The organism is Ornithinimicrobium panacihumi, from assembly GCF_052073805.1.
GTDB classification, from domain to species: Bacteria; Actinomycetota; Actinomycetes; order Actinomycetales; family Dermatophilaceae; genus Ornithinicoccus; species Ornithinicoccus panacihumi.
This window is the reverse complement of record NZ_JBQGWG010000003.1, coordinates 182,945-194,745: the sequence shown is the minus strand read 5'-3', so window position 1 is coordinate 194,745 and position 11,801 is coordinate 182,945. Positions and strand designations below refer to the sequence as shown.

The window sequence follows — 11,801 nt, the reverse complement described above, 5'->3', positions numbered from 1 at the left end:
AGGGACGGCACCGCAGCCGGGGCGAGCGGCGTCAGAGACCGGTGTCGACGGGGTCCTGCATCTCGCGCTGGCCGCCGTCGAGCCGGTGCAGCCAGCCCTCGGCGGCGCGCTCGCCGCTGACCATCGCGCCCTGGATCGAGGCGTGGTCGACCCAGTCGCCGGCGACGATGAGGCCGGGCTCGATCTCCATCCCCCGGTTGGCCACGAACGGAGCTGGCTGGGCGGGCACGGCGTAGGGGATGTCGTCGCGGCGCAGCAGCTGCCAGCCGGAGGCATCGACGCCGTAGATCTCTGAGACGTGCTTACGCACCTCGTCGTCGGCGACCGGGCTGCCGTTGGTGGGCAGCAGGGAGCTGGCCTGGATCAGGTGCTTGCCCTCGGGGGCGTAGTCGGGGGCCACGTTGGAGATGACGCAGGTGTCGACGACGGGCCCGTGCTCGTCCCGGACGTCCAGGACGATCATCTTCAGGTCCGTGGGAGCCTCGTCCGCGCTGAACCAGTGGGTCGTCACGCCCTTGCCCTGCGGGACGGGTGCTCCGACGAGGTCTGCGGCGGCGATCGGGTCGGTCGCTACGACCACCAGGTCGGCGGTGATCTCCTGCTCATCCTCGGTGCGGACTCGGCCGGGGCTGATCTCGACCGCGCGGGTGTTGAGCTCAACAGGGCGGACGAGTTTGGACGCCAGCTGGTCGGGGAGCGCCTGCATGCCGCCGGTGGGCAGGCCGGGGACGCCGCGGTAGAGCTTGCGGACCATGAGGCGCGTGAAGGCGGTGGAGGTGCTGCCCTCGTCCTCAAGGAGCACGCCGGCCAGGTAGCGGTCGATGACCTTGCGCAGCGGGCCGATGAGGCCGGAGCGGTCCATCGACTCGGCGCGGGTGTCGTCGTCGCCGGTGAGATTCTCGATCGCCCAGTCGGAGACCAGGGCGGAGCCTGCCCAGCGGGTCAGCGCGGCCAGGCTGGCCGGGTGGAGCTTGCCCGAGCGCAGGGTCTGGGGGATCAGCTGTGGCTCGCGCCGGGGGTCGGCGAGGATCTGGAGGTCGGGGGTGCGTGAGGAGCGCAGCGCCAGGCCGGCGGTGAAGCTCCGCAGCCCCAACTCGTCGACGTCGGCGTAGTGCCGGACTCGGGGATAGATGGGGTTGAGCACCTGGAAGCCGCGGTCGAGCAGGAAGCCGTCCACCCGGTCGGTCCGGACCCGGCCACCTGGCGCGTCCCCCGCCTCGATCACGGTCACGTCGACCCCGGCAGCCTCAAGCCTGAGGGCACAGGTGAGCCCTGCCAGGCCGGCGCCGACGACGAGAACCTCTGTATCACGCATGAAGCGAGGTTATGTCGCGTTTGCTCCGTTGTCCTGTTGCGGGTGGTGGCGGCGTGGAGACTCGACGTGCCCGTGGCACGATGGGGAGGTGGAGGCGAACGGGGCACCGGAGGTGGACCTCGCTGTGCGCGTGGAGTTCTGCCATGCCGCCCTGCAGCACCTGGCCCGACGGCACGGTCTCGACGTCCTCCATGTCAAGGGCATGGCCTTCGCGCCGGAGTGGCGCTCCCGCGGTACAGGCAGCGACGCCGACGTGTTGGTGCGTCCTTCGCACGTCAAGCGTTTCATCAAGGCTCTTGAGGAGGGCCCCTGGGAGCGACGTTCCCGCTTCCACACCGGGTCCCCCTTCGGCCACGCACAGACCTACTGGCACCCGCACTTCGGCTATGCCGACGTCCACCGCTTCTTTCCCGGACTCGGCCGCGACGAGACCACGTTCGATCGTCTGTGGGTCGACCGGGAGGACGTGCAGCTCGCCTCCTTCACCTGCCCTGTCCCCTCGCTCACGGCCCAGGCGCTCATCTTCGCCGTCAACGAGGCGCGCAACTCGGCCCAGTCTGCGCCATCTCCCCGGGTTGAGGAGCTTCGCGCCAGCGACCGGGGGCGAGAGGTCGCGGCCATCGTGTCGAGCCTGGGTGCCGAGGTCGGCTGGGCTGCGGCGCTGGGTCAGCTGGACCGCTTCACAGAACACCGTGAGCACGATCTCTGGTGGGCGGTCACCCACGACGCAGGGCGGGTGGAGGAATGGCGTGCCCGCATCAAGGCGGCCCCCACCGTGGTGGCCAAGGCGGTCCTCATCGCCCGTGCTCCACTGGTCAACACCGACCACCTCGCCAACATCCGCGGCCATCGACCTTCTCCGCGGGAAGTGGCCCGTGAGTTCGTCCGCAGAGGGCGTCAGGCTGCGGTGGAGATGGCTCGGAGCAGGAAGGCGCGGCGATGACCCTCTGGCGCCAGCACCCCGCTTGGGGAATTGTCGATCGGCCTGGGGACGGTGACCATGGCGGAGTCCTGTATGCCGCAGACCTTGCGGATGGGTCCCTCCACGCGATTTCGGGGCCCTTGGCAGTAGTGGCGCGGGCGGCCTTGGGGGGAGCCGAGGGCCCTGACCTCCTGACAAGGGTCGCGGAGGACTTGGGCGTGTCGCAGGACGCCCTGGACATGCAGGTCGTCGACGAGGTGCTGCAGGAGTTGCGCGATCTCGGGTTCTTGGTCGCAGCGGGCTGAACCTCAGCCGCGACCCGCTCGCCGATCCATCCGCTCACGGCTGCGGCTGCGGACCTCGACCGCTTCCGTAGAGAACCCAGGCAACGGCTCGACGGCCCGCTGCTCCCGCTGAGCCGCAGCAGTGGCCGCGTGTGGGTGGGACTCCTGCATCTTCTTGTCTCGACGCGAGGGGCGAGTGCGCTGCGACCGCGGCCCCTTGACCTTCGTGCGCGTGCGGTCGCGACGGTCGTTGCCGTGGTACTGGTAGTAGTAGTCGTTGATCGATCCGGCGGTCTTCGTCAGGATAAACCCAGCCACGTGACTGTCAGCGGTGCTCAGCACACGCAGGGCCTCCGAGACATGGCGTTTCCGGGTGTCTCCGGCCGCGACGACCATGAGGATCCCGCCCGTGAGCTTTTCCATGACTACGGCGTCAGTGACCGGGAGCACGGGGGGAGTGTCGACCAGGATGAAGTCGTAACGCTCGCTCAGATCGGCGAACAGCGCCTGCATCTTGGCCGACCCCAACAGCTCACTGGGGTTGGGAGGAATCTCGCCCGCCGCCAAGACGTGGAGGTTGGTCCCGCCCCAACGCTGGATGACGTCGTCCACCTCGGCCTCGCCGAGCAGGACGGTCGTCAGCCCGACCCCGCCTTCCAGGCCCATCGAGGTGGCGACGGAGGGATGGCGCAGGTCGGCGTCGATGAGCAGCACCTTCGTACCGGCGTCAGACATTGCCAGGCCGAGGTTGATGGCCGTGGTCGTCTTGCCCTCGCCCGGCAACGTGGAGCTGATGACGAAGGAGTGCTTGCCGGTCGTCACGTCGACGAACATCAGGTTCGTGCGGAGCCGGCGGATCGCCTCGGCCTGGGAGCCGAACGGGTCGAGGTCGAGATAGATGCCGTGCGGGTCCCCGCTCTTGCGCAGCGGGATGCTGCTCAGCACCGGACGCTCGCTGATCGCTTCGATGTCCCGCGGCTCCCGGACCCGCAGGTCCATCGCCTGGCGCGCCAGCGCGAAGGCGACACCGAGCATGAGTCCCGCCAAGGCACCCAGCGTGAGGTTGCGGGGCACGTTCGGCGTCACAGGTGTCGATCGCGGGCCGGCGGGAGAAACCACCTGGGCCTCCACGGTCTGGCCGCTCTGAGAGAGGCTGGGTGCGTAGTTGCGGGCGATGGTCGCGAGCTGCTGCGGGACCGCAGTGGCGATGTCGGCGGCCCTCTGCGGGTCGTCGCTGCGGGCGACGACGTCGAGCAGGTTCGTGTCCCCGACGGTGCTGGCTCTGACGCTCATCGGGGTCCCGGCGCCGAGGCCGAGCTGCTCCCGCACCGGGTCGAGCACGATCGGAGACGCCGCGACCTGGATCAGGGTCTCCTTCTCGCTGCCGGGCATGTTGTAGAGGTTGCCCTGCGTCCCTTCTCCGCCCGCGAGCAGATAAACCCTGGTGCTGGACTCGTAGACGGCCGGTGTCTGCATCGTCACCCACGCGGTCGCCGCCAGCACGATCAGCATGGTCGCCACGATGATCCGCCACCTATGGCGCAGCGTCTCCAAGAACTCACGGATGGTCACGGGGCCCTCCTCCCGCGAAATGGACGGTCTATTCCTCCCGTAGTCTATGCGCATGAGGGTGCTCCGCCTGTTCCACAGCGGGGTGATGACCGCATGGAGGGCGCGAGAGGGCCGGCTCAGGGGGCTGGGCCATCAGGTTCGCCTCCTCACAGCACGCCGCTGGAACGAAGGCGGCGCGGTCGTCACCTACACGCCCGACCCCTCCGAGCCCTCGGGCTCCGTGGTGCCGGTGGGGACCACGGGTAGACATCCCGCGCTCTTCGCCTACGAGCCGGGCCCCTTATGGCGTGCGATGGGCGAGGAGTGGGACGTCCTCGATCTTCACGAGGAGCCCTTCGCGGTCAGCACGCTCCAAGCGCTCATCCTCAGAAGACTCAGGCGAAACCCGGCCCCCTACGCGCTCTACTCGGCCCAGAACATTGAGAAGCGCTATCCCATTCCGTTCCGTTGGTGGGAACGGTGGGCGCTGCGGCACGCGAGGGCGCTCATTGTCTGCAACAGCGAGGCGGGAGAGATCTGCGTCCGCAAGGGATTCCCCGGCGTCCCTGACGTGATCCCCCTCGGCGTGGACGTCGAGCGGTTCACCCCGGCCGATCGCACGCCGCCGACGGGGAATGCCGACGTTCGGGTCGGCTACGTGGGTCGGCTCGCGAGCCACAAGGGGGTCGACGTGCTCCTCGAGGCCGTGGCCTGCCGGCCCGAGCTGCAGCTCACTGTCATCGGCGCAGGGCCCCAAGAGGCGGAGCTGCGCACCCGTGCCGCCAGGCCTGACCTCGCGGGGCGAGTCTGCTTCCACGGGGCTGCCACTCAGGACGAGTTGCCCGCACTGCTGCAGCAGTTAGACGTGCTCGCCATCCCGTCGCTGACCACTGCCGGGTGGGTCGAGCAGTTCGGCCGGGTCGCCATCGAGGCGATGGCCGCCGGGATACCCGTGGTCGCCAGCGACTCAGGCGCGCTGTCCGACGTGGTGGGCGGCGTGGGCATCCTGGTGCCAGAGGGCGATCCGGCGGCGCTGGGCTCGGCCCTCCTGGAGCTGAGCCGGGACCCGGATCGGTGGAGCACCGCACGCGAGGCGGGCCTACTACGAGCCCGTGAATGCTCCTGGGGTGAGGTGGCGAAGGCCTACGACGCGACCTACCGGCGGATGACCAAGGCGTCCCGGTCGGCCGTGGCCGACGACCAGGACCCTGAGGTCGTCGTGGTCGCGTACGGCTCGGCCGAGTTGCTGCGCTCTGCGCTGATCCCCGTCCGTGGGCTGGACGTCACGGTCGTGGACAACTCCTCTCTGCCGGAGATCCGCGACCTGTGCGCGGATCTGGGCGTGCGCTACCTCGACCCGGGCTGGAACGGCGGCTTCGGAGCGGGCGTGAACCACGTCCTGGGCAACCGGCTGCGTCCTGGGGCCGACGTCCTGCTACTCAACCCGGACGCGGTGATAGACGTCGACGGTGTCCGGGCGCTGCACGACCGGCTGCGTGCCGAGCCGGACCTGGCCAGCGCGGCCCCGGCGCAGGTCAACGCCGAGGGGCGGCCGTCGCGCGTCGCCTGGCCGTTCCCCTCCCCGCTGCGCTCCTGGCTGGAGGCGGCTGGCCTCGGGAGGCTCAACGACCGGCACCAGGACTACGTCATCGGCTCCGTCCTGCTGCTGCGCGCCGAGGCGATCGAGCAGGTCGGGCATTTCGACGAGGACTTCTTCCTCTATGCCGAAGAGACCGACTGGGCCCGGCGGGCGAGCCTGCTCGGCTGGCGGCACCTTCTCGTCCCCGAGGTCCAGGCCGTGCACGTGGGCGCGGCGACCAGCAGCGACCCGGTGCGTCGGGGCGTCTACTTCCAGGCGGGTCAGGAGCGCTATCTCCGCAAGCACTTCGGGCCCCTTGGTTGGCAGCTGGCCCGGTTGGGTCAGTGGAAGGGATCCATGCTGCGCACGCTGGTGCTCAGGGGTGAGCGTGGGCAGGACGCCCGCGAGCGCGCCAGGGTCCTCCGCCAAGGGCCGCGGGCCGTAGAGGCGCGGGACCACCCTCGACCCCTTCGGCTCGAGCGCGAGAAGGTGGGCACATGAGTCCGGACCGGCGCGAGTGGCTGCGCATCGCGGCGTTCGTCCTCGTCGGCTGCGCCGCCGCCGCCCTGGCCATCGGCGTGGGGATGGCGGTGCCGGATCAGCCCGCCCTAGTCCTCGCCGGCGTGATGATCGTCCTGATTGGCATCGTCGCCCTCGCCAACCCGGCCGTGCTGCCCCTCGTGGCCATGGGACTCATCGTCGTGGTGAAGCGGGCCGGCGGGGGCCCCCTGGAGATGACCGTCTCCGACTGGGCCCTGGCGCTCGCCTTCTGGCCGGCCCTCATCTTCTCGCCCCGACCCTTCAGCAAGCCCCTTCGCGACCTTCTCTGGGCCAACGCCGCCTACCAGGCGTTGACGATCTTCACCCTGATCGCCAACCCGTTCCGCGCCAACGCCGTCGAGTGGGTCCACGCCTGGCTCCTGGTCAGCGGGGCACTCATCGTCGGGTGGGCCGTCGGGCGCGCAGGGTATGCCCGTGTGGGGCTCACCGTGTTTCTCGTCTCGTGTCTCCTGCTCGCGCTCCCCACCCTGGCCCAGGCGGTGTTGCAGTTTGCCTCCGGCAACTTCGGCGCGGTCTACCCGAGGTGGCCATGGCCGATGCACAAGAACTTCATCGGCTCCCTGCTGACGGTGGCAGCCATCCTGCTCTACGCGCGACCGGCCTGGATGGGATGGACGAGGGGCTGGGCCGTGCCCGCGATGGTGATATTGGTGGCGGCCATCGCGGCATCTCAGGCTAGGCAGGCGCTGATTGGCCTAGCCGTCGGACTCCTCGTCGTCTCGCTGCGCAAGCACAACGAGCGCCGTCGCCTTGGCCTCGCGTTGGCGGCCGTGCTCCCGATCGGCTACATCGTCGTCACGATGGTCCAGGGCCAGATCGCTTCCGGCAACCAGCACAACTCCTGGTTCCAGCGGTTGGAATGGTATGTGGAGTCTTTCCAGATCTGGACCCGGTCCCCCTGGTTCGGGCACGGGCTGCGCTACTGGACCCAGCCCGACGCTCCTGGTGCCTTCCAGCCGCCGAACGCCTTCCTTGAGGTCATGGCTTCGACCGGCTTGGTCGGGTTGGCCGGGTTCCTCGTGCTGTGGGTCGTGTTGCTCAGACGCACCTGGCAACTCAGCCCGACGGTCGGCACAGTGGCTTTGGCCCTCGTCCTGGCCAGGCTGGCCCAGGCGCAGTTCGACCTGTTCTGGGTGAGCATCTCCGTCTCGGTCCCCTTCCTCATCGTCGGGGTATGCCTGGGGGTGGAAGCGCACGAGGATGCCTCGGCGAGGCGTTACGACGGTGCGCTCAAGGCACCTCGAGCGCCGGTGGCGGCATGATCATTCTTCAGATCTCTCCCGAATTCGCGCCCGGCACGGGGGTCGGCGGAGTGGCGTGGGCGTTGGAGCAGCAGTGGAAGGAGCAGGGTCACGACGTTCGCCGCTTCGGCCCAAAGGAGGCCGGGTGCGGCTTCCTCGCCGATCCGGCTCCCGGTTTAAGGGGGAGATTCAGGCATGCCGGGCGTGTCCTCTGGTTCTCCACCGTCGGCACGGTCCGGGCGCGTCGCGCGGTGTCGTCCCTTCCCGCGGGGGCGGTGAGCATCTGCCATAACGACGCCCTGGCAGGTGACGTGTACGTCAACCACGGCGTTCTCACGTCGGCGATGCGGGCCCGTGGTTACTTCGCCTGGCGGATGGTCCGCAACCCCCTCCACCTGTTCACCACTGCACGTGACATCTACCGCTACCGCGCCGGAACCCACCGGGTCGTGGTCAACCTGAGCGAGGCGGATCAGGCCACGGTCGTGCACCGTTACCGACTGACGCCAGCCCGTGCCTGGGTGATCCCCAACGGCGTGCACCTCGACCGCTTCGTGCCGCCCACGGAGGCTGAGAGGAAGGCGGCGCGCGCTGCCCACGGGATTCCTAGCAAGGCCCGGGTGGCGGCCTTCGTCGGCCACGAGTTCGAGCGCAAAGGGCTTCCCCTCCTCCTGGAGGCGGCGAGCGAACTGGCCGACCACCATGTCATCGTCGTCGGGGGCACTTCTCAGCAGGTCGATGCCCAGCGTGCCTTGCTGACCAGCGATCTCGCCGCGCGCGTCCACTGGTTCGGGAGGGTCCCGGACCCGCGGTTGGCATTGGCGGCCGCCGACGTCCTCGTCCTCCCGAGCGCCTACGAGGCCAACCCCCTGGTGGTTCTGGAGGCTTTGGCCACCGGCCTCCAGGTCGTCTCCACCCCGGTCGGATCCAATCCGCAGACCCTCGTTGACCCGATGGTGTGCCGCATCGTGGACCGGAAGTCCGGAGCGGTTCGGGCCGGCCTCGAAGAGCTCGCCGCAGTGCCCCTGCCCCGGGCCGAGATCGCCGAACGAGCCCGGGAGCTCGCCGCCAGGTCGAGCTGGCCGCTCGTCGCAGCGCGCTACCTTGAGCTGTTCAGCGACCTTGTCGAGCGTGAGGGCGCATGAAGGTCCTTCACGTCATCCGCTCCGACGGGTTCGCCGGGGTCGAGCGGCATGTGGCAAGCCTGGCCCTGGGCCAGGTCGAGGCTGGCCACCAGGTGACCGTGATCGGTGGGGGCCAGGCAGCGATGACCCCGGTGCTGACCGGCGGCGGGGTGCAGCACGTCACGGGCGAGACGGTCCGTGAGACCTCCATGCAGGTGCGTCGCTGGCGACAAGCCGACGTGATCCATGCGCACATGACCGCCGGCGAGGTCTCGGCCGTCCTGGGCCGGGGCCTCAGCTCCCGGCCTCCGCTCGTCGCCACCCGGCACTTCGCCCGACCGAGGGGGACAGCAACCGGTACCAGGCTGATCTCGCCGCTGATTCGGCGCTGCCTCGCGGCCGAGATCGCGATCAGCGAGTACGTCGCGGAGCACGCCGACACCCATCCGACCGTGGTCTACCCAGGGGTCTCCACCGTCGCCGCGCCGCGAGCTCCCCGTGAGCCTGTGGTCCTCGTCGTGCAGCGTCTCCAGCCCGAGAAGGAGACTGCGGTCGCCCTCCGCGCCTTCGCTGAGGCAGCCCTCGGGGATGCCTGGCGTCTGCAGGTCGTCGGCCGGGGGGCTGAGCGAGACGCCCTGGCTCAGTTGGCCCGGGACCTGGGGATGAGTGATCGAGTGGACTGGCTGGGTTTCCGTGACGACGTCGGCGAGCTGATGCAACGTGCTTCGGTGCTACTGGCCCCGTGCCGGGTCGAAGGCCTGGGCCTGAGTGTGCTCGAGGCAATGGCTTCCGGACTGCCGGTCCTCGCCGCAGCCTCGGGAGCCTATCTGGAGACCGTCGGCGGCGCGCCGGACGCTCAACTCTTCCCTCCCGGGGACCATCGAATTGGGGGTCGCCTGCTCCGCGAGCTCGCCACCGATCCGGGCCGGCTCAAGCGCTACGGGGGGGCGCTCCAGGCGGTGCAGCGGGAGCGGTTCACGGTGGAGGCTCAGGTCCGGGGGACGGACGCGATCTACGCGAAGGTGCTGGCATGACGGACCTGGTCGTTGTCTCGCTCGAGGTGTGGGACGAGGTGTGGCGCCGCAACCAGCACCTCGTCGCCGGTCTCCTGCGCCAGGGTGCGGTCGACCGCGTGCTCTTCGTCGAGCCAGCCATCGACGACCTGCACGCCATCCGCAGCGGCCGGCTCCCCCGCGACGGGGACGCCGGTCTCCGCGAGATCCATCTCGACGGTGTGGCAAGCGGGCGCTTGTGGGCCTATCGACCGCGCAAGCTGCTTCCCCGCCGTATCGACCCGCGTGGGGACCAGCGTCGAGCCCGAGCGGTGGCAAGGCAGGCAGACCGGCTCGGAATGACCCGGCCATGCCTCTGGGTGAACGATCCGGGCGGCGCCGAGGTGCTCAGGTTGACGGGTTGGCCCGCGCTCTACGACATCACGGACGACTGGCTGCTGGCAGACCGTCCCGAGCCCGAGCTGGTGCGCCTCCGGCGCCAGGAGGATGCCCTGCTCTCCCACTGTCAGGAGGTCGTGGTCTGCTCCGAGAGCCTGCGACGGAGCAAGTCCGCCCACCGGCGGGTGAACCTCATCCCGAACGCGGTGGACGTCGAGCCCTACCGCACACGACAGCCTCGCCCGGCCGACCTGCCCCACGGCAGGACCGCCGTCTACCTGGGCACCGCCCACCGCGACCGGGTCGATGTCGACCTGTGCCTGGAGGTAGCGCGCAGGCTGGCCGAACCTGCGGCCGGGCAGGAGCCGGCCCACCTCGTCCTCGTCGGCCCTGCGCCGCTGCCGGACCAGGACCTGCGCAGGCTGAGGGAGGCAGGGGTGCGCCTGCTTGGGGCACGTCCCAGCAGCCTGGTGCCCGCCTACCTCCAGCATGCTGACGTGCTCCTCGTCCCGCATGTGCTGACTGAGTTCACGGCGTCGCTCGACCCGATCAAGGCCTACGAATACCGAGCCGCGCGCCGGCCGGTGGTCTCGACCCCGGTGCCGGGCTTCGTCGACGCCCCTGATCCACTGGTCCGCAGCGTCCTGGCTGAGGAGTTCCCGCAGGCCGTGACCGACCTGATCACGGACCCGGTCCCGTGGACCGGTGAGCTGCCGCCGGACATCCCCACCTGGTCTAGACGGGTCGAGGAGATGGCCTCCGTCATCGCCCGGGCGAGTGGGCACGGCAGATGACGGGTCCGGTCACGTTCGTCTCCCACACCAACAAGCCGGGCGGTGGGGAGCTGGCCCTGCGGCGCTACCTGGAAGCCACCACGCTGCCGACCTGTCTGGTCACGCTCGAGCCGGGCGGCGTCTGGGAAGGCCTGGAAACCGAGACCGTGACAGCAGCCGGCCTTCTCGGGCTCCGTCGGGCACTCAAGGGCGGAGGGCTGATCGTGGTCAACTCCATGCGGGCCGCCTTCCTCACGGCCCTGGTCGCGCCCCGGCGCTCCCGGTTGGTCTACTGGGTTCGCGACGGCCTCACCGACAGCGCGATGTCACCGCTCGCGCTGGCGCTCACCAAGCAGGTCACGGCCAGGCGCGTCCACCACTACCTCGCCAACTCCGAGTGGACCGCGGCCACCATTCGCCGAGCGCTGAAGATCCCGATCGAACGCATCGACGTCATCCAGAGCATGTGCGGCGTCACCGCCGAGATGCCCCCTACCGACATGAGATCGACTCCCCGCTCCCCGCTGCGCCTTCTGTTCCTGGGCCGCCTCGCTCCGTGGAAGGCCCCTGACGTCGCGGTCCGGGCATTGAGGGTGCTCCGCGAGGAGATCGGGATCGACGCGAGCCTGTCGATCGCCGGTGGGCATCACTTCGGAGAGGAGAGGTACGCGGAAGACCTGCGTGCCCTCACCGCCAGCCAGCCCGGGGCGGTGATGCTCGGGCACGTCGACGACGTGCAATCGCTGCTCGCCTCGCACGACCTGTTGGTCCACTGCTCGGTTGCCCCGGAGCCCTTCGGCCAGGTCATCGTCCAAGGACTGGCCGCTGGCCTACCGGTCCTGGCAACGGATCATGGTGGGCCGGCCGAGATCCTCGCCGGTGCCCCCGTCGACGCTCTCTACCCCCCTGGAGACACCAAGGAGCTGGCCAGGAGGATCGCCGCCGTGGTGGCGCGCTATCCGGAACAGAGTCGATGGGCCTCGGAGCGGGCGGGGCTCTACACCGATGAGCGAGCACTCGCGGACACGGACGAGGTCCTCGCCAGCATCACGACGTAGTC

The 11,801-nt window shown here is 69.7% G+C and carries 9 protein-coding genes; 7 read left to right on the top strand and 2 right to left on the bottom strand.

The features are described from left to right. Positions 1 to 31: 31 nt before the first annotated feature. Positions 32 to 1,315, bottom strand: coding sequence for an NAD(P)/FAD-dependent oxidoreductase (locus tag ACTMMA_RS04750; RefSeq protein ID WP_441188950.1), 1,284 nt, complete (start codon positions 1,313 to 1,315; stop codon positions 32 to 34). An 88-nt stretch (positions 1,316 to 1,403) separates the two neighbouring features. Here ACTMMA_RS04750 and ACTMMA_RS04745 point away from each other — a divergent pair, with 88 nt between their 5' ends. Next, positions 1,404 to 2,258, top strand: coding sequence for a nucleotidyltransferase family protein (locus tag ACTMMA_RS04745; protein WP_441188949.1), 855 nt, complete (start codon positions 1,404 to 1,406; stop codon positions 2,256 to 2,258). Positions 2,259 to 2,545: 287 nt separating this feature from the next. Here ACTMMA_RS04745 and ACTMMA_RS04740 read toward each other — a convergent pair whose 3' ends face one another. Beyond that, entirely contained in the window at positions 2,546 to 4,093 is a 1,548-nt protein-coding gene (locus ACTMMA_RS04740; protein ID WP_441188948.1) for a tyrosine-protein kinase domain-containing protein, read from the bottom strand. A gap of 52 nt (positions 4,094 to 4,145) precedes the next feature. On the opposite strand from ACTMMA_RS04740, the gene ACTMMA_RS04735 reads away from it, so the two are divergent. The 6 genes from ACTMMA_RS04735 to ACTMMA_RS04710 all read left to right on the top strand — a co-directional run bounded on the left by ACTMMA_RS04735 (position 4,146) and on the right by ACTMMA_RS04710 (position 11,799). Further along, on the top strand, positions 4,146 to 6,152 hold the full coding sequence (locus tag ACTMMA_RS04735; protein ID WP_441188947.1) for a glycosyltransferase: 2,007 nt from the start codon (positions 4,146 to 4,148) through the stop codon (positions 6,150 to 6,152). Continuing rightward, positions 6,149 to 7,474: an O-antigen ligase family protein gene (locus ACTMMA_RS04730; RefSeq protein WP_441188946.1), complete on the top strand. Its 1,326-nt coding sequence runs from the start codon at positions 6,149 to 6,151 to the stop codon at positions 7,472 to 7,474. The genes ACTMMA_RS04735 and ACTMMA_RS04730 overlap by 4 nt, the downstream gene beginning before the upstream one ends. Positions 7,475 to 7,728: 254 nt before the next feature. After that, entirely contained in the window at positions 7,729 to 8,598 is an 870-nt protein-coding gene (locus tag ACTMMA_RS04725) for a glycosyltransferase family 4 protein (RefSeq protein ID WP_441188945.1), read from the top strand. After that, a complete protein-coding gene (locus ACTMMA_RS04720) occupies positions 8,595 to 9,611 on the top strand; it encodes a glycosyltransferase family 4 protein (RefSeq protein ID WP_441188944.1) in 1,017 nt (338 codons plus the stop codon). Before ACTMMA_RS04725 ends, ACTMMA_RS04720 begins: the two co-directional genes overlap by 4 nt. Further along, on the top strand, positions 9,608 to 10,762 hold the full coding sequence (locus ACTMMA_RS04715) for a glycosyltransferase (RefSeq protein ID WP_441188943.1): 1,155 nt from the start codon (positions 9,608 to 9,610) through the stop codon (positions 10,760 to 10,762). The genes ACTMMA_RS04720 and ACTMMA_RS04715 overlap by 4 nt, the downstream gene beginning before the upstream one ends. Then, a complete protein-coding gene (locus tag ACTMMA_RS04710) occupies positions 10,759 to 11,799 on the top strand; it encodes a glycosyltransferase family 4 protein (RefSeq protein ID WP_441188942.1) in 1,041 nt (346 codons plus the stop codon). Before ACTMMA_RS04715 ends, ACTMMA_RS04710 begins: the two co-directional genes overlap by 4 nt. Positions 11,800 to 11,801 lie beyond the last annotated feature (2 nt).